This is a genomic window from Erythrobacter sp. JB1-7, from assembly GCF_057365015.1.
In genome coordinates this window covers 2,542,536-2,559,219 of record NZ_CP200291.1, presented here as the reverse complement: position 1 = coordinate 2,559,219, position 16,684 = coordinate 2,542,536, and the positions used below count along the sequence as shown (strand labels likewise).

The 16,684-nt window shown below is 57.1% G+C and carries 16 protein-coding genes and 1 pseudogene; 10 read left to right on the top strand and 7 right to left on the bottom strand.

Annotated elements, in window-relative coordinates; all coding sequences use genetic code 11:
- Nucleotides 1-22: 22 nt before the first annotated feature.
- Nucleotides 23-1,771 (bottom strand): arginine--tRNA ligase, encoded by a 1,749-nt coding sequence (argS, locus tag AC0V6W_RS12385; protein ID WP_486150412.1) that lies wholly within the window; start codon nucleotides 1,769-1,771, stop codon nucleotides 23-25.
- Nucleotides 1,772-1,818: 47 nt separating this feature from the next.
- Nucleotides 1,819-2,481 (bottom strand): hypothetical protein, encoded by a 663-nt coding sequence (locus AC0V6W_RS12380; RefSeq protein ID WP_486150410.1) that lies wholly within the window; start codon nucleotides 2,479-2,481, stop codon nucleotides 1,819-1,821.
- Nucleotides 2,482-2,580: 99 nt separating this feature from the next.
- Here AC0V6W_RS12380 and ispH point away from each other — a divergent pair, with 99 nt between their 5' ends.
- The 3 genes from ispH to rnhA are packed head-to-tail and all read left to right on the top strand — an operon-like array spanning nucleotide 2,581 to nucleotide 5,032.
- Entirely contained in the window at nucleotides 2,581-3,549 is a 969-nt protein-coding gene (ispH, locus tag AC0V6W_RS12375; protein ID WP_486150408.1) for a 4-hydroxy-3-methylbut-2-enyl diphosphate reductase, read from the top strand.
- 30 nt (nucleotides 3,550-3,579) lie between these two features.
- Nucleotides 3,580-4,551, top strand: coding sequence for a homoserine kinase (locus tag AC0V6W_RS12370; RefSeq protein ID WP_486150406.1), 972 nt, complete (start codon nucleotides 3,580-3,582; stop codon nucleotides 4,549-4,551).
- Between the two features lie 37 nt (nucleotides 4,552-4,588).
- Nucleotides 4,589-5,032, top strand: a complete 444-nt coding sequence (gene rnhA / locus AC0V6W_RS12365) for a ribonuclease HI (RefSeq protein ID WP_486150404.1) — start codon at nucleotides 4,589-4,591, stop codon at nucleotides 5,030-5,032.
- Nucleotides 5,033-5,107: 75 nt separating this feature from the next.
- Here rnhA and AC0V6W_RS12360 read toward each other — a convergent pair.
- The 3 genes and pseudogenes from AC0V6W_RS12360 to AC0V6W_RS12350 all read right to left on the bottom strand — a co-directional run bounded on the left by AC0V6W_RS12360 (nucleotide 5,108) and on the right by AC0V6W_RS12350 (nucleotide 7,468).
- Nucleotides 5,108-5,285: pseudogene (locus AC0V6W_RS12360) on the bottom strand (YegP family protein).
- Between the two features lie 60 nt (nucleotides 5,286-5,345).
- Nucleotides 5,346-6,482, bottom strand: coding sequence for an NAD(P)/FAD-dependent oxidoreductase (locus AC0V6W_RS12355; protein WP_486150402.1), 1,137 nt, complete (start codon nucleotides 6,480-6,482; stop codon nucleotides 5,346-5,348).
- Nucleotides 6,482-7,468 carry an alpha/beta fold hydrolase gene (locus AC0V6W_RS12350; protein ID WP_486150400.1) on the bottom strand — a complete coding sequence of 329 codons (987 nt, stop codon included), beginning with the start codon at nucleotides 7,466-7,468 and terminating at the stop codon, nucleotides 6,482-6,484. The genes AC0V6W_RS12355 and AC0V6W_RS12350 overlap by 1 nt, the downstream gene beginning before the upstream one ends.
- A gap of 159 nt (nucleotides 7,469-7,627) precedes the next feature.
- Here AC0V6W_RS12350 and AC0V6W_RS12345 point away from each other — a divergent pair, with 159 nt between their 5' ends.
- The 7 genes from AC0V6W_RS12345 (at nucleotide 7,628) to AC0V6W_RS12315 (ending at nucleotide 15,078) form a co-directional block, all read left to right on the top strand.
- Nucleotides 7,628-8,113 carry a prepilin peptidase gene (locus tag AC0V6W_RS12345; RefSeq protein WP_486150398.1) on the top strand — a complete coding sequence of 162 codons (486 nt, stop codon included), beginning with the start codon at nucleotides 7,628-7,630 and terminating at the stop codon, nucleotides 8,111-8,113.
- A gap of 89 nt (nucleotides 8,114-8,202) precedes the next feature.
- Nucleotides 8,203-9,330 carry a Flp pilus assembly protein CpaB gene (gene cpaB, locus AC0V6W_RS12340; protein WP_486150396.1) on the top strand — a complete coding sequence of 376 codons (1,128 nt, stop codon included), beginning with the start codon at nucleotides 8,203-8,205 and terminating at the stop codon, nucleotides 9,328-9,330.
- Nucleotides 9,331-9,409: 79 nt separating this feature from the next.
- A complete protein-coding gene (locus tag AC0V6W_RS12335; RefSeq protein WP_486150394.1) occupies nucleotides 9,410-11,005 on the top strand; it encodes a type II and III secretion system protein family protein in 1,596 nt (531 codons plus the stop codon).
- 17 nt (nucleotides 11,006-11,022) lie between these two features.
- Nucleotides 11,023-11,679 carry a CpaD family pilus assembly protein gene (locus tag AC0V6W_RS12330; RefSeq protein ID WP_486150392.1) on the top strand — a complete coding sequence of 219 codons (657 nt, stop codon included), beginning with the start codon at nucleotides 11,023-11,025 and terminating at the stop codon, nucleotides 11,677-11,679.
- Nucleotides 11,680-11,682: 3 nt separating this feature from the next.
- Nucleotides 11,683-12,966 (top strand): pilus assembly protein CpaE, encoded by a 1,284-nt coding sequence (locus AC0V6W_RS12325; RefSeq protein WP_486150390.1) that lies wholly within the window; start codon nucleotides 11,683-11,685, stop codon nucleotides 12,964-12,966.
- A gap of 126 nt (nucleotides 12,967-13,092) precedes the next feature.
- The gene (locus tag AC0V6W_RS12320; protein WP_486150388.1) at nucleotides 13,093-14,064 is read left to right on the top strand and encodes a type II secretion system F family protein; all 972 of its coding nucleotides are present in this window, start codon (nucleotides 13,093-13,095) and stop codon (nucleotides 14,062-14,064) included.
- Nucleotides 14,065-14,082: 18 nt separating this feature from the next.
- Complete coding sequence (locus tag AC0V6W_RS12315) at nucleotides 14,083-15,078, top strand: type II secretion system F family protein (protein ID WP_486150386.1); 996 nt, start codon at nucleotides 14,083-14,085, stop codon at nucleotides 15,076-15,078.
- Nucleotides 15,079-15,180: 102 nt separating this feature from the next.
- Here the strand turns inward: AC0V6W_RS12315 and AC0V6W_RS12310 are convergent, their stop codons facing one another.
- Both AC0V6W_RS12310 and AC0V6W_RS12305 read right to left on the bottom strand, forming a co-directional pair.
- Nucleotides 15,181-15,681: a MarR family winged helix-turn-helix transcriptional regulator gene (locus AC0V6W_RS12310; RefSeq protein ID WP_486151617.1), complete on the bottom strand. Its 501-nt coding sequence runs from the start codon at nucleotides 15,679-15,681 to the stop codon at nucleotides 15,181-15,183.
- A gap of 11 nt (nucleotides 15,682-15,692) precedes the next feature.
- Nucleotides 15,693-16,565 (bottom strand): crotonase/enoyl-CoA hydratase family protein, encoded by an 873-nt coding sequence (locus tag AC0V6W_RS12305; RefSeq protein ID WP_486151615.1) that lies wholly within the window; start codon nucleotides 16,563-16,565, stop codon nucleotides 15,693-15,695.
- Nucleotides 16,566-16,684: the final 119 nt, after the last annotated feature.

Sequence of the window (16,684 nt, the reverse complement as noted above, 5' to 3'; positions counted from 1 at the left end):
CCTGTTGGCACGAGCGCGGGTGCTACATGGCTTCGACCGCATCGACGCCTAACACACCTAACCCATTACGGATTACTTGCCCGATTGCTTGGCCAAGGAAAAGCCTTGCGCCCGACAATCCCACATCGTGTTCCAGCTTGAACCGCTTTTCAGGCTGTTTGGTGCCCATTGTGTAAAAAGAATGCAGCTCTGAGGCCAGATCATAGAGGTAAAACGCTATTCTGTGCGGCTCTCGCGCTTTGGCAGCGGCTTCAATCTCACGCGGGAATTGCGCCGCGCGTTTGATAAGCGCCAATTCTTCTTCGCCCAAACGCTCTAGATCGGCTGGGTCAGGCGTGATCCCTTCTTCAGCGGATTTCAGTGCGGTGCGATTGAGCCGGGCGTGAGCATATTGAACGTAGAACACCGGATTGTCTTTGCTCTGCTCCACCACTTTGGCAAAATCGAAATCCATCTGCGCCTCGGGCTTACGCGTCAGCATGGTGAAGCGGACAACATCCTTGCCCACCTCCTCGATCATATCGGCGATGGTGATGAAATTGCCGGAGCGTTTGGACATTTTCACAGGTTCGCCGCCGCGCATCAGCTGGACCATCTGGACAAGCTTCACATCGAACGGGGTTGGCTTGCCCTTGCCTTCGGATAAAGCAGCAACCGCAGCTTTGATCCGCTTTACCGTACCTGCGTGGTCTGCACCCCAAATGTCGATCAATTCATCAGCATTTTCAGCCTTTTGCATGTGATAGGCGAGATCGGCTCCGAAGTACGTCCATGCGCCGTTTGACTTCTTGATCGGGCGATCCTGATCGTCGCCGAACCGGGTGGACCGGAACAGGGGCAATTCGACCGGCTCCCAATCGTCAGGCGGCGCTTTACCTTTCGGCGCCTCTAGCACGCCGTCATAAACAAAATCGTGCTCGCGCAGCCAGCTTTCCGCTTCATCCGGTTTGCCCGCCAGATGTAGCGCAGCTTCGGATGCGAACACGTCATGATGGATTCCCAACAGGGCAAGGTCAGACCGGATAACATCCATCATCCGCGACACTGCCTCTGCCCTGAAAATCGGCAGCCAATCCTCTTCTGCGGCACCTTTGAAGCGGTCGCCCAGCTCATTGGCGAGCGCCTGGCCCACAGGCACGAGATAATCGCCAGGATAAAGACCTTCCGGGATTGCACCGACGTCCTCGCCCAAGGCTTCGCGATAGCGAATGTGCGCCGAGCGTGCGAGCACATCAACTTGTCCGCCCGCATCGTTGATGTAGTATTCGCGGATCACATCATGGCCTGCGAATTCAAGCAGGCAGGCCAAGGCATCACCGACCACCGCACCCCGGCAATGACCCATATGCATCGGCCCTGTCGGATTGGCTGAAACATATTCGACATTCACCGTGGTCCCCTGCCCCATGGCAGAGCGGCCATACCCATCGCCGAGCGCATGAATAGCCTTCAACTCTTCCAGCCAAATCTTTGTATCAAGACGTAAATTGATAAATCCCGGCCCAGCAATCTCGGCGCTGATGATCGCGGGATGCGCTTCCAGTTTGGCGGCGATCTGTTCTGCCAGATTGCGCGGATTGGTCTTTGCCTGTTTGGCCAGCACCATGGCAGCATTGGTTGCAAGATCGCCATGCGAAGGATCGCGCGGAGGCTCCAGCGTTACGTTGTTGAACGAGGCATCCGCAGGCAAAGCGCCATCTGCAACCAGCGCGTCCAAAGCAGCGTCAATCGTGCCTGCAAAGGCGGTGTAGAGTGTTGTGTGGTCTGTCATGTCCCCGCGCGGTTAGCGCAATGGCGGCCTAGGGAAAAGCCGCAATCCTACCGCCGAACGTTATAGGCGAGTTGATCTTCGGTCAGCTGGAACCCGATCAGCATCTCAAAACTGGTCCGCTGGATCGCCGCGCGCACATCGGGCGCAGTCAGCGGGTCAAGCGCAGCTTCAGGATCGCCGGGGCGCCTGCGAGCGGTGATTTTCTCACGAATATCTTCCGGCAAGGTCGCTGCGGCCTTATCAACAAATGATCCTGCTTTGTTGCTCGCCATGGCACGCTCTTCGCCATCAGCGAAAGACAATGTGACTTGACCCACCCGCTTGGTCACGACCGCGCTACCACCGCGCAAAACGGTGACAAAATAGGGCAATGTCACCGTACGAGCGCCGCGCACATCCTTGCGCGTGGCAACCACATCAAAGGTCGCCTCACTGTAGATTTTGTCAGTCGTGTCATCGCAAGTGGACCGCAGCTTGGTAATCGCAGCGCTCACATCAAGATTGGCAAAGCTTGCATCATCTGCGGTACGGAAAGTGGTTATATCACCGGTGTAATCGGGAATGCCAACAGCCGGACAACTCGACAGCACCGATGTGATACCCACACCTTGATTGACGACCAATTCGCCTTCCTGAGAGCATCCAGCGACAGCTGCCGCCAACCCCAAGGCCATTGTCCAGCGAGCACCCAAATGTGCAACGGATTTCATCTGTTCACGGTCCTTAAATTTCGATCCAAAAAGGCGGCCTGAACCAACCCAGTGACATGTCCCTAGCGAGACGCGTCTCAAAGCGCTAGTAGCGCTTGCATGAACGCGCCCTTTCACGACTCAGCATCCGCCAAAAAACCCCTCAATCTGCTGATCGCAGCGCCGCGCGGCTTCTGCGCTGGCGTGGACCGGGCGATCGAAATCGTTGAAAAAGCGCTCGAACGCTATGGCGCACCGGTCTATGTCCGGCACGAGATCGTCCACAACAAATATGTGGTTGAAGGCCTGAAAGCCAAAGGCGCTGTTTTCGTCAAGGAATTGCACGAGGTGCCCACAGATGCGCCCGTGGTCTTCAGTGCGCACGGTGTACCCAAAGCGGTGCCTGCCGAGGCGGAACGCCGCAACATGGTATATGTCGATGCGACCTGTCCGCTGGTTTCAAAAGTCCACCGTCAGGCCGAACGCCAGCTTGAAAAAGGACGGCATATCATTTTCATCGGCCACGAAGGACATCCCGAAGTTATTGGCACTATGGGCCAAGTAGAACCGGGTCAGATGACCTTGGTTGAGAATATCGAAGATGTGGACAAGCTTCCCTTCGACAGTGATGAACCGCTGGCCTATCTCACCCAAACCACCTTGTCGGTTGATGACACGCGTGAGGTGATTCAGGCGCTCGAATGGCGCTATCCCAATATTCGCGGACCCAAAGCGGAAGACATTTGCTATGCCACGTCAAACCGGCAGGCGGCAGTCAAAGACCTTGCTAAGGACTGCGATCTTGTGCTGGTCGTCGGCGCTCCCAATTCATCCAATTCGCTGCGGCTGGTGGAGGTTGCGGAGCGTTTGGGCACACCGGGCAAGCTGATCCAGCGCGCTGATGAAATTGACCCGGCTTGGCTGGATGGAATTGATACAATTGGATTGACCGCCGGCGCATCAGCCCCCGAAATATTGGTTCGCGAAGTGGTGGATGCCTTGGCCAAATTGCGCCCCGTCGAAGAACGAACCATCACAGCGGCGGAAGAGAAAATGGTGTTCAAACTTCCGCGGCAATTGACCGAATAATTACGGCTGACGCGCGCGAATTGAGTTGCCATGGCCGTTTACACACATCTAAGCGCTGAAGATCTCACCGATCTCATCAACCACTATGACGTCGGTGAATTGGTTTCGGCCAAAGGGATCGCCGAAGGTGTGTCCAATTCCAACTGGCTGATTGAAACGCGCAAGGATGATGACGCGCAAGCTCGCTATATCCTCACCATGTATGAACGGCGGATCGAGCTTGATGATCTGCCCTATTTCCTAGGCCTGCTCGATCATCTGTCCGCCAAAGGCTGCCCTGTCCCGCGCACAATCCATGATCGCAGCGGCGCAGAATTCCGCATGGTGAATGACAAAGCCGTTGCGCTGATTGAATTTTTGCCTGGGGTATCACCCACCCGCCCCACGCCAGAACAGGCCAAGGCGGTTGGAAAAACGCTGGCGGCAATTCATTTGGCAAGCAGAGATTTTCCGCTGAACCGGTCCAACACGATGGATTTTGCCAGCAATTTTGCCGCCCTGGAAAAGTGCACACCCAACGGCCTGAGCGCGATTCATCCTGACTTGCCAGCAATGCTTGGTCCGGCCCGCGAAGCAGCAGCGCTTGATTTATCCGCTTTGCCAGCCGCGCAAATCCATGCTGACCTTTTTCCTGACAACGTTTTATTGCTGGATGGGCACGTAACTGGCCTCATCGACTTTTACTTCGCCTGCACAGATTGCATGATCCTTGATCTGGCGACGACACACGCCGCCTGGTGCTTTGATTCTCACACCGGCGAATATATGTCCGATTGTGGGACAGAATTGCTTAACGCCTACGAAACTATCCGGAACCTGACAGAGCAGGAGCGGATGCTCTTCCCGGCAATTGCAAAGGGGGCGTGTCTGCGTTTCATCGCCAGCCGTTCAGAGGATTGGTTAGAGACGCCAAATGATGCATTGGTTACAAGAAAAGACCCGATGGAATTTGTCCATAGATGGCAGTTCTACGACCAAAAAGGCGCGGGTCTTCTAAGCTGAGGGGCGGTTTCCGTTATTGATCGGGGCCAACAAGACAATGAAACAAGTAGCAATTTACACCGACGGCGCATGCAAGGGAAACCCGGGGCCAGGCGGCTGGGGCGCACTTTTAAAGATGGGTCAGCACGAAAAAGAGCTGTCCGGCGGTGAAGAAGACACAACCAACAACCGGATGGAGCTGACCGCAGCAATCAAAGGGCTTTCTGCACTCATCGAACCGTGCTCAGTGGACCTATATTCCGACAGCAAATATGTGCTTGATGGGATTACCAAATGGGTTGATGGCTGGCAGCGCAATGGCTGGCGCACGGCCAGCAAGAAACCGGTTCGCAATGCTGATCTATGGCACGAATTGATTGATGTCGCCGCCAAACACCAAGTCGAATGGCATTGGGTTAAGGGGCATTCAGGCCATCCGGAAAATGAGCGAGTCGATCAGCTTGCCAGCAACGAAGCCGACGCCATCCTTGCAGCCGAATAGAGCGCAAGACCCCACACAAAAACGGGCGCGCCGCATTGGCACGCCCGGATTGTCTCTTACGAATGAAAAACAGCCTTAGCTGTTGTCTTCTACCGGCGCGCCGGGTCCATTCTTTTGGATCGATCTCGATCGCGTTCTTCGCCGACGATTTGCTGGAATAACCCTGCGTTGAGAACATCACTTCCGAATTGTAGCTGAAGCGCACACGAAATTCGCCCGCTTTATCTTTGTAGATTTCAAACTTGTGAGACATTTCTCTTCCCCTCATTTGTGTTGGATCTGGCCCGCACCATACAGATCGAAAGAAGCTTGGCTAGGGTGAAGCCGCCGCGAAGACACCAGGATTTACAACCTTAAACCTTGCTGGCGAATAGGCGTGTTCATCCAGTCCGCAAGTGATCGCATCGCGCGGTCTATCAAGCGCAATCTGCGCAGCGAGACGGGCAGCGGCAGGCGCAGTTTGAATGCCAAAGCCGCCTTGGCCGGCAAACCAGAAAAAGCCCTCGACGACAGGGTCCGCGCCATAAATTGGCAGGCGATCAGGCGCAAAACTGCGCAGCCCTGCCCATCGCCGTTCGACCGCTTCGATCCGCCAATCTGTGACCGAACAAAACCGATCAATCGCCAGCGCAACATCCATCTCTTCCGGCGCTGCATCGCACGGTTCGCTTGCGATCTCATCATGCGGGCTGAGCCATAGACGGCCATTGTCGGGCTTAAAATAAAACCGGCCATTGATATCGAGCACCAGCGGAAGATCGTCGGGCGCAGCAGGGTCCACACGCAGCTGTATGACTGTGCGGCGCTTAGGCTCAATACCCAATGGTCTTGCGCCTGCCATTTTGGCGACCGGGTCTGCCCACGCACCTGCCGCGTTGATAACTTGGGCCGCGCGAAAAGTTTGCCCCGACTGCGTTGAGATACGCCACACACCACTTTCTTGCGCGAGCCCGCTCACACGCGCACGGCAAATCATGTCGCCGCCAGCGCGCCGCAATTCGCCAAGATAATGCTGATGCAAACCTGCGGCATCAATATCCGCGCAGGCCTGCTGCCAGATGCATTCACTCCATTCAGCCCGGACCTGCGGAACCCGAGCGGCCAAGTGCTCGCGGTCCTTGCGTTCCAGCATCACATCGGTTTGCGCGAACCGATCAATAAAGGCTTGCATAGCGCCCCGGTCTTCACCGCGTCCCAAATACAGCGCGCCGCGCTCGCGCAGAAAACCATGCTGCTTCAGGAACGGCCCAGACGCCAATGTTAGCGGCGCCACGCCCGGCCCGCCATAGGATGCTTCCCAAAACGCAGCCGAACGCCCGGTTGAATGGTAGCCGGGAGCACCCTCCGCTTCGAGCACAAGCACCGAAGCATAAGACGCGATTTCAGCGGCAATGCTCGCGCCCGCCATTCCGGCACCGATCACAGCAAAATCATAGACCTTCCCAGACATCAGCCGTGCGGTGCCTCTAAGTGTGATCCCCCATCGGTCACACGGCCGAGAAATTCGCCAATCGCGTCCATCACAAGGCTTCGCACATCGTCCACTTCGCGCAGAACCTCATGATGCGCCTCCGCGCCCAGTTCGAGCAGTTCGCCTTTTGGCAAGCGGGACACGGCGCGGACATTGGCCGGGTGGCTCACCAGTTTATCAATGGAAGTGGACGCAATCAGAACGGGCAAATCGACCGCTTCCATGGCGCCTGCTTCCTCCAACCGCCTGCATGATGCATAGGCACGCTCTAACCAGCCCCAGCTAGCCGGACCCATCGCAATTTCTGGGCGCTGCGCGCGCCACCACAATTCATCAGCATAACGCTGAGGATCATGCGTTAAAAGCCGAGCGCGTTCCTCAGGCAGATCGCCCGGCTTTTCTCCGCCTTTCCATGCTTTGCGCATGGGATCGCCGATCATCGTCATCAATTTCGCAACCGAATGCAGCATTGCAAGCGGCAAAGGAGGCCCTGCCATGCCAAGCATGGGCGCAGACAGCGCCACGGCATCGGGCAGCGGGGAAAGGACGCCGTCGACCAAAGCGCGCATAACGATATGCCCGCCCATCGAATGCGCCGCGAGCACATGCGGGCCGGGAGTGGCCGCCACCCAGTCCTCCCAAAACGCGGCAAGATCAGCGGTCCATGTCGAAAAATCGTCAATATGCCCGGTTGTGGCATCACCGCCGAGCCTTCCGCTGCCGCCCTGCCCGCGCCAATCAGCAGCCGTTACGCGCCAGCCACTAAGGTGCCACTCATGCAGGCTTTCCAGATATTTTTCATAATGATCGCCGCGCCCCGGCATAAACAGGATTGATCCGCGCGGGCCAGCCCCTTGCGTGAGCGGCCAATCGATTCGGCGAATGGAATGCCCATCGCGCGCGGCCCAGCGGCTTTCCACCGCTTCAGCAGGAATAGCGCGCCGATCAATCGTATCAGCAGACATTCGCTTATTTGTCAGGGAAGACATTTCGCCGCCATGCATGTCCTAAATATCGTCCCTCTGGTTTTGGTTACTTTATAGTAAGCACTGACCTGTAGCACGCCCTTACTCAAGGATCGCCGGATGGATTGGCGATCACACTGCCGCGAGGGCTAGGCGCTAATGATGTACCTTCACTACGGTTTGCTGATTGGCTTGGCAATTGCGCTGCTTTTTGCAGCGTTCACTGACATCCGCAGCCGCAAAATCGCCAATTGGCTGAACGGTGCCATCGCACTGGGCGCGCCTTTGTTCTGGTTTGCCAGCGGCATGGCGTTTTGGCCGGATATGCTCATGCAATTCGGCTTTGCCCTGCTGGTAAGCGTTGCCTTGATGGGGCTCTACGCTCTCGGCCTTTTGGGCGGCGGTGATATCAAACTGCTCGCCGCGCTTTCGCTTTGGATCGCGCCGCTCGATTACATGACCTTGCTTGTGATCATGGCGATCGTGGGTGGCTTTATGGCAATTTATTTTGTCGTGCGCCGCATCGTCTTCAAACCCTCCACCCCCGGCCAGCTCCCCTACGGAGTGGCGATTGCAGCCGGCGCGCTGTGGGTGCTGAGCATCAATCATTTCGACACAATCGCACTGGCCGCCAATCCGGGGTGAACCCGATCTTAACCAGTTCGCGCTTAACGATAGAAACCATACCTGCCCGCACAACAAACAAGGGCAATTACGAAGGGGCCTGAATAGCCATGGATAGGAAGAAACTGGTTCTGCTGCTCGGCGCGTTGATCATCGCGGTCGGCACCGCATTTGCAGCGCGCACCATGTTCGCCGGGGGAACGGCTGCACCTGAGGCAGTTGCCGCAGAGCCTGTGGGCCCCAAGGTTTTGGTAGCCAAGCTGCCTTTGCCTGCTGGAACAATTATCACTGCCGAGGCGCTGGAATTCCAGTCCTGGCCCGAAGGTCTTGTGCAGGATGCATATTACCTTGAAGGCGAATCGGATGTGTCCGGTCTGCTGGGAACGGTCGTTCGTGATCCGCTCACCGTGGGTGAACCTGTAACGCAGGGTACTCTTGTTAGCCCGGGCGATCGCGGCTTCCTTGCTGCTGCGCTGGGCGCTGGGATGCGTGCTGTCACGGTTCCTGTTTCTGCCAAAACCGGCGTTGCAGGCTTTGTCTTTCCGGGTGATCGGGTTGACCTCGTGCTCACGCAAACCGTCGGCGGCGAAGGTCGCCCGCTCAATGCGGCTGAAACTGTGCTGCGCAATCTGCGCGTGCTCGCAACCGATCAGTCAACCGAGCAGTTCTTTGATGAAAACGGCAAAACTCAGGTTCGCGCTTTCCGCACCGTAACGATTGAAGTGACGCCGAAGATTGCCGAGAAAGTTTCGGTTGCCATGACGATTGGCGAACTGACTTTGGTGCTGCGTTCTATTGCTGACAATCAGGCTGAACTTGAACGAGCAATCGCATCGGGCGATATCGAAATTCCCGAAAATGCGACGCCAGAAGAAGAAGAGCGCATCCTTCGTGCCGCCATGGCCCGCCCAGTTGACAAAGGCACCACCTTCTCAACCGGCGGCGATGTCTCACGCTTTCAGCGCAAATCGATCCCGCCGAGCCCTGAAGAGGTGAAGCGCCAGCAACAGGCCGATGCGCAACGCGCTGCCGCCGCTGCTGCTGGGCTTGATCGCCGCAACAATGGCCCTGCGGCACCGACAGGCCCCAAGGTCCGAGTGACCCGTGGTCAGGCCACCACCGAAGTGATGGTCGATAGCCAGGCAGGAGCTGCAAACTCGCTGCTGCGCGGTCAATCGCAAAACATCCGCAGCACCGGCCAGACCGCATCGGGTGTGGCAGGCGCCGTAATCCGCTGAGGGCATGACCATGTCGGACACCAATTCACGCTTTAACGCTGCGCAAGCGGCAAATGGAAAACCCATTGGGGGGCGAAAAATGACACGCCAACTTACGAAAAAACTGCTGCTGGCAAGTCTGGCGATTGCGCCGCTTGCTTCTGTGCCGACCAGCACAGCAACCGCGCAACAGGTCGTCAGGCCATCGCAGGACATCGTTCTGTCAATCGGCAAAGGTGAACTGGTCACTGTGCCTGGATCCATGGCCGACGTTTTTGTCGCCAACGATCAGGTTGCCGACGTGCAGATCAAATCACAGCGGCAGCTTTACGTCTTTGGTAAAGCGGGCGGCGAAACGACCATTTACGCCAGCAATGCCCGCGGCGATGTGATCTTTTCGGCCAATATCCGCGTGGGTTCGAACATTGACAGCATTGATCAAATGCTTGCTCTCGCCATGCCAGAGGCCAAAGTCAGCGTCTCGACCATGGGCACCAACACGGTGCTTTTGACAGGCACTGTGGCCGCCCCTGAGGATGCATCTGAAGCTGAACGTTTGGTTCAGGCGTTTCTGGGCGAAGAGACCAATGTTATCACGCGCCTGAAAACGGCTACCCCGCTGCAAGTGAACCTCAAGGTAACCTTCGCCGAAGTCAGCCGCTCGCTGGTTCGCGCTATTGGCGGCAACCTTCAAACGGCCGATGCAACAGGCGGTTTCCGCTTTGGCGTAGGCACTGGCGGACGCCAGATCGGCGGGACTGAATTCAACTATGGTGGCCCGCTTGGTGTTGGCAACGGCGCAGCACAGACATCGATTGTGCTGCCCGATGGAACGACGCTCACAGGACCTTCGATCGATTCAAATGGCGGGACCACTTTGGGCGGTCTTGGTCAGTTGTTTGGCCTTAACATGCTGGGCGCGCTCGATCTGTCGGAACAGATCGGCCTTGTGACCACAATTTCCGAACCGAACCTTACCGCGCTTTCGGGCGAAACCGCTACGTTTCTGGCGGGCGGTGAATTCCCGATCCCGATCAGTCAGGGACTGGGCAATGTCGCGGTTGAATTCAAGAATTTCGGAGTTGGCCTCGCCTTCACTCCTACGGTTCTTTCCAATGGCCGTATTTCGCTGCGTTTGCGCCCCGAAGTGTCTGAATTGTCAAGTCAAGGTTCAGTTACGTTGAACGGCTTTGAAATTCCAAGTCTGACAACCCGCCGCACCGAAACAACCGTGGAACTTGGCTCTGGCCAAAGCTTCATGATTGCCGGCCTGATGAGCAACAATTCGCAAAACGCCATCGATAAGGCCCCCGGCCTTGGCGATGTGCCGATCCTTGGCAATTTGTTCCGTTCGCGGTCATACCGCAAAGGCGAAACCGAGTTGGTGATTATCGCCACACCGTATCTCGTCAAACCGGTCAATGCGAGCGACATCAAGCTGCCAACCGACGGTTTCCACACCGCGAACGAAGCGCAGCAATTCCTGGGCTTTCGGGATCAAAATGGTGTTTCTGGCGAAGCGCGTCCCGGCCCCAGCGCGGCTGAAAACAGCGCGCCTGCTCCATCGGCAACGATTGGCGCAGCCAGCCCAGCCGCGATTATTCCTGCACCCGCGCCGCAACAGCCGCGACGCAGCGAAAAGAAACGCAAAAAAGACCGCCAAGCCGAAGCCGCCAAACCCGGCTTTAACCTCTGATGAAAAGGGATAGTACGATGTCACAGCCACGCAAAAGCAAATTGGCGACCGTGCCCGCATTCGCGCTCGCCCTCACCGCAGGTCTTGGCCTTGCAGGGTGCGGCGGAATGCCGACCAACAACACCGTCTACAGCCAGAAGCAGCCTGTGGTTGAACGGACCAATTTCACGCTTGATGTGAAAACGCAGGCCAGCGGCCTTGCGGTTTCCGAACAGCAGCGCCTCAATGGTTGGTTCGAAGCCATGGACCTGCGCTATGGTGATCGCATCACCATCGAAGATCCGGGCCAAAACCCGGCAGTAACCGGCGCGGTCAACGATCTTGCTGGCCGTTATGGCTTGATGGTTACCAGCACAGCGCCTGCCACTTCGGGTTTTCTAAATCCCGGCGCGGCCCGCGTGGTCATCACCCGGTCGACTGCTTCCGTCCCAGGTTGCCCTGACTGGTCTGCAAAATCGGACATGAATTATGTCAACGCAACCAGCCCCGGCTATGGCTGCGCAGTCAACAGCAATCTGGCCGCGATGGTCGCCAATCCCGAAGACCTTCTCGAAGGTCAAACCGGATCAAGCGAGACCCTAATCGCGACTTCGAACAAAGCCATCACAACATTTCGCGAAGCCGAACCGTCTGGTGCGGGCGGCCTTCAAGACGCGGCAGCCGGAGGTAACTAAGTCATGAATGCTCCCTGGAAATCAGGCCTTCCCGGCAATCGCGATCCGTTCGCAGCCTATATCTGCGACGACAACGCTCTGGACGTGCTGCGTCCGGTCGTCATCGAAATGGGCTGGCAGCCGGAAAAGTGTAACAAAGGCGGCCTGCGCAATGCAGTGCAATCGCTTTCAGTCAGCGCAAGCCCTGCGATCCTGTTTGTCGATCTGTCGGAAAGCGGCGATCCGCTGAATGATATCAACGCTTTGGCGGAAGTTTGCGAACCCGGCACGGTTGTGATCGCCATTGGTCAGGTCAATGACGTGCGCCTGTATCGCGATCTGCTGTCGAGCGGCATTCACGATTACCTACTGAAACCGCTTTCGGCGCAGCAAGTGCACGATTCTCTCAATCAGGCGCTCGCCGTATTCAACGCGCCCAAGGCTGGTGATGGAGAGGCCGTCAAACGCCACATCTCCACCGCGGTTGTTGGCACACGCGGGGGCGTCGGTTCATCGACGATTGCAACTTCGCTTGCCTGGTTGTTTTCCGATCATCACCAGTCGCCCACCGCTCTGCTTGATCTTGATGTGCATTTTGGCACAGGCGCGCTCGCGCTAGATCTGGAGCCAGGTCGCGGCCTGACGGATGCGATTGACAATCCCAGCCGTATCGATGGCCTGTTTATCGAACGCGCCATGATCCGCGCCAACGATAATCTGTCAATCCTGTCAGCCGAAGCGCCTATCAGCCAGCCGCTGATGACCGATGGTTCGGCCTTCGTGCAGCTTGAGGAGGAATTCCGTCAAGCGTTCGAAATGACGGTGATTGATCTGCCGCGCAACATGCTGATTAACTTCCCGCATTTGCTGGCTGATGTGAACCTTGTGCTTGTCACGTGTGAGCTGACCTTGGCATCGGCACGCGACACGATCCGCATCCTGTCCTGGCTCAAAGCCAACGCAGCCCATGCGCATCCGATGATCATCGCCAACAAAGTTCAGCCGAGCGTTGCCGAGATCAGCAAAGCCGATTTCGAAGCATCGATCGAACGCAAGATCGACTTTGCCATCCCCTATGATGTGAAAGCTGCATCCAATGCTGCCAAGCTGGGTCAGGTCTTTGTCGAAGCCAACGCTTCGAGCAAAGCAACCGCCACGATCAAGCAGCTTGCAGAACGCGTCATGGGCGCCAGCGAGGAAGATCTTGCGGCAGTGACCGAAGAGAAGAAATCGCTGCTTGGCGGGTTCGACTTCAAATCGCTGCTGGCGAAGAAAAAAGACAAAACCGAAGCGGCACCGGCTGAATAAGCCGTCTGGAGATAGGCGCGCGATCATCACAGATCCGCGCCACTTCCACAGCCTCTTGGCAGATAATTTCGACACAGGTCTTGCGTTAAGCGAGGCCACAAAAGGGACCAGACAGGACACGACATTATGGACCTCTTTGAGACCCTCATAATCACGCTTGTCATCTTTGCGGTGCTGGTGGGCGGCTTTTTGCTGTTCTCAGGATCTGGCGCAGGCAAATCACAAAAGCGGCGGCTCGAAGCGCTGCGTTATCGCCATTCCGACAGCACCGATGCCAAAGTGGAATCGCAGCTGAAAAAGGCAATCGCATCGCGCAAACCCAAGACCTATCAGGTCAAAGGTGCAGGCTCACGTTCCGAAGCTTTGGCGATGCGGCTGGATCGCACTGGCAACCCATGGACGGTGTCGCAATACATCTACGCCTCGCTCGGGATCGCGCTCGCTTTTGCGGTTGTGATCTACATTCAGTCGGGCGCTTTACTGTTGTCCCTCGGCATCGGTCTGGTGCTTGGCGCGGGCATTCCGCACTTGGTAATCAATTACCTGATCAACAAACGCACCAACCAATTCAACGCCAAGTTTCCCGATGCGATTGAATTGCTGGTGCGCGGTCTGCGGTCGGGTTTGCCGGTGACAGAAACGCTTGCGGTTGTTGCGCAAGAAGTGCCCGGCGCTGTCGGCATCGAATTCAAAGGCATCGTTGAACGGATCAAAATCGGCAAGACGATGGAAGATTCGCTTCAGGAAACAGCTGACCGGCTGAATATCTCTGAATTCAACTTCTTCTGCATCACTTTGGCGATCCAGCGCGAGACGGGCGGGAACCTTGCTGAGACGCTGTCGAACCTTGCCGATGTGCTGCGCAAACGCTCGCAGATGAAGCTGAAAATTCGGGCGATGAGCTCTGAATCGAAAGCATCCGCTTACATCGTTGGTTCGCTACCCTTTATCGTGTTCGGCCTGATCTATTGGATCAACCCCGAATATATCGGCGGGTTCTTCTACGAAGATCGTCTTATCATTGCTGGCCTTGGCGGCATGGTCTGGATGAGCATCGGGGTCTTTATCATGGCCAAAATGGTCAGTTTCGAAATTTGAGCTGGGAAGGTTTAGAACATGCTTGAACAACCACCCGGCCCAACCCTGCTTGGCATCGATGTTGTCATGGTCGGCACTATCCTTGCCGGCATGGCCGCCTTTGCCGTGATCATGGCGATTTACGCTGCGGTCACGATCAAGGACCCGATGGCGAAACGCGTCAAATCGCTCAATGAGCGGCGCGAAGAGCTGAAAGCGGGCATTGTAACCAGCTCAGCCAAGAAACGCGCCAGCCTGGTTCGCAAATCTGACACGACCGACAGAGTCAAAGACAGCCTGGGGAAGATGAATGTCCTCCAGCAAAGTCAGGTCGAAGAGGTTCAGCAAAAGCTGGCTCATGCCGGTTATCGCAACAAGGAACTTGCGGTTATCGTCATCGGCCTGCGCGCCATCCTGCCTATCGTGCTGGGCGCGCTTGGTTTCCTCGTCATTTACGTTATCGAATACTTCCCCGATTGGGGACCGATGACGCGCCTTGGCGCGGTGTCTGCCATGCTGTTTCTGGGCTATAAGGGATCCGAACTCTATCTCAGCAACAAGGCGACCAAGCGCACCAAGGAGATCCAGAAAGGTCTTCCCGACGCGCTCGATCTGCTCGTGATCTGCGCCGAGGCCGGTTTGACTGTCGACAGCGCTTTCAACCGCGTTGCCAAGGAACTGGGCCGTGCCTATCCCGAACTCGGCGACGAATTTGCCCTGACCGCGATTGAGATGTCCTTCCTGTCAGAGCGCAAAATGGCGTTCGACAACCTCGCCTACCGCGTCGATCTGGAAGCGGTCAAAGGCGTGGTGACCACTATGGTTCAAACCGAACGTTATGGTACGCCGCTCGCTTCTGCCTTGCGCGTCCTTTCGGGCGAATTCCGCAACGAGCGGATGATGCGCGCTGAGGAGAAAGCCGCGCGTTTGCCTGCGATCATGACCATTCCGCTCATCATGTTCATTCTGCCGGTTCTGTTTATCGTTATTCTTGGACCCGCAGCCTGCTCGATCTCGGATGCGCTGATCAAGTAGCGCGGGATCCTAAATCCGCCTCATACAGAAGGGCCGGTGCACAGCGCGCCGGCCCTTTTGCGTTTCACTAGCCTCGCAGCGTTTCGGCCTTCGCCGCCCTTGCTAGTCAGGTTGCCCCAGCTCGCCCGCCCGCGCGCGCAGCCGATCCAGCATGGACCGGAACGCCGCGCGCTCCTCTGCGCCGAACTCACTGAGCAGCTCGCGTTCCGTAGCAAGCGCCAGCGGCATCACCTCAAGATGGATCGCCCGTCCCTCGCCCGTCAGCGCCAATAGGTGTGAGCGGCCATCATCCCTGTTGGGCAGACGTTCGATCAGGCCGCGATCCTCCAGCCCCTTGCACGCGCGATTGACTGCAACCTTATCCATCAAAGTCGCCTCGGTCAGTTCGCGCTGCGTAACGCCCGCGCGCGCTTCATGGCGATTGCCCAGCACCGCCATGATCCGCCATTCGGGGATCTTGAGCCGGAAACGCTTGCGATATCGCTCTGCGATCAGCGCGCTCACCGCATTCGATGCCACCGAAAGCTGATAGGGCATGAAAAAGCCAAGCTGGCCATTTTCAGGCTTTGGGTTGGGCGCCGCTTTGGTCGTCTTTGCATTCATCAATTGGTTGCTCATTCGTATCGAACATCATCCCACCAAGGGTAGAAATCGGGCATATCTTCGCTGACCTTGCCCGGATAGACGGGATTACGCTTCTCAAGGAAGCTGGCGATACCCTCTTTGGCATCCTTTCCGCGCGATAGCCTGTAGATTGCCCGACTGTCGATCTTGTGCGCGTCCATGGGGTGATCGGTGTTCATCAAACGCCACATCATGGCGCGGGTCATCGCGACCGATATGGCAGAGGTGTTATCGGCAATCTCGCGCGCGATGCCTTGCGCTGCGTGCAGCAGATCATCCGGTGCATGCACCGAACGCACCAGCCCGCCTGCTTTGGCTTCTTCAGCATCAAACACTCTGCCCGAATAACACCATTCGAGCGCCTGGCTGATGCCGACGATCCGAGGCAGGAACCAGCTTGAAGCGGCCTCTGGCACAATGCCGCGCCGCGCGAACACGAACCCATATCGCGCATGGCTCGCTGCAAGCCGGATATCCATTGCCAGTTGCATGGTTGCGCCCACGCCGACGGCAACCCCGTTGCAGGCAGAGATCAGCGGCTTTTGGCTTTCGAACAATCGCAAAGTCAGCAATCCCCCGCCATCGCGCACTCTTTCATCGGAAAGGTCATCAACCTGCGCGCCATCAGAGAACACCTGGCCCCCGCCTTCGGGTGTCAGATCAGCGCCCGCGCAAAACGCGCGTTCCCCGCTCCCGGTGAAAATCACCGCGCGCACCGCATCATCTGCATCAATGTCGTCCATCGCCGCGATGATCTCTTCGCCCATTGTGCGGGTATAGGCGTTCATCTTGTCAGGCCGGTTCAGCGTGATCGTTGCGATGCCATCGGCCTTATCGACCAGGATCTGAGTGTAGTCGCTCATCATGTTCCTTTCTCATACGCTTTTGCATGCGATAGGCGCTGAGACGTGGACCGCTCAACCCACCCTTTTGCAAAAGTTCTCCCCATCCCGGACCCCGCGGATTTCTGCGCCTTGCGCGC

Bases quoted from the DNA above. Each gene is read 5' to 3' on its own strand.
- argS (WP_486150412.1), bottom strand. From the start codon at position 1,771: ATGACAGACCACACAACACTCTACACCGCCTTTGCAGGCACGATTGAC.
- AC0V6W_RS12380 (WP_486150410.1), bottom strand. From the start codon at position 2,481: ATGAAATCCGTTGCACATTTGGGTGCTCGCTGGACAATGGCCTTGGGG.
- ispH (WP_486150408.1), top strand. From the start codon at position 2,581: ATGAACGCGCCCTTTCACGACTCAGCATCCGCCAAAAAACCCCTCAAT.
- AC0V6W_RS12370 (WP_486150406.1), top strand. From the start codon at position 3,580: ATGGCCGTTTACACACATCTAAGCGCTGAAGATCTCACCGATCTCATC.
- rnhA (WP_486150404.1), top strand. From the start codon at position 4,589: ATGAAACAAGTAGCAATTTACACCGACGGCGCATGCAAGGGAAACCCG.
- AC0V6W_RS12355 (WP_486150402.1), bottom strand. From the start codon at position 6,482: ATGTCTGGGAAGGTCTATGATTTTGCTGTGATCGGTGCCGGAATGGCG.
- AC0V6W_RS12350 (WP_486150400.1), bottom strand. From the start codon at position 7,468: ATGTCTGCTGATACGATTGATCGGCGCGCTATTCCTGCTGAAGCGGTG.
- AC0V6W_RS12345 (WP_486150398.1), top strand. From the start codon at position 7,628: ATGATGTACCTTCACTACGGTTTGCTGATTGGCTTGGCAATTGCGCTG.
- cpaB (WP_486150396.1), top strand. From the start codon at position 8,203: ATGGATAGGAAGAAACTGGTTCTGCTGCTCGGCGCGTTGATCATCGCG.
- AC0V6W_RS12335 (WP_486150394.1), top strand. From the start codon at position 9,410: ATGACACGCCAACTTACGAAAAAACTGCTGCTGGCAAGTCTGGCGATT.
- AC0V6W_RS12330 (WP_486150392.1), top strand. From the start codon at position 11,023: ATGTCACAGCCACGCAAAAGCAAATTGGCGACCGTGCCCGCATTCGCG.
- AC0V6W_RS12325 (WP_486150390.1), top strand. From the start codon at position 11,683: ATGAATGCTCCCTGGAAATCAGGCCTTCCCGGCAATCGCGATCCGTTC.
- AC0V6W_RS12320 (WP_486150388.1), top strand. From the start codon at position 13,093: ATGGACCTCTTTGAGACCCTCATAATCACGCTTGTCATCTTTGCGGTG.
- AC0V6W_RS12315 (WP_486150386.1), top strand. From the start codon at position 14,083: ATGCTTGAACAACCACCCGGCCCAACCCTGCTTGGCATCGATGTTGTC.
- AC0V6W_RS12310 (WP_486151617.1), bottom strand. From the start codon at position 15,681: ATGAATGCAAAGACGACCAAAGCGGCGCCCAACCCAAAGCCTGAAAAT.
- AC0V6W_RS12305 (WP_486151615.1), bottom strand. From the start codon at position 16,565: ATGAGCGACTACACTCAGATCCTGGTCGATAAGGCCGATGGCATCGCA.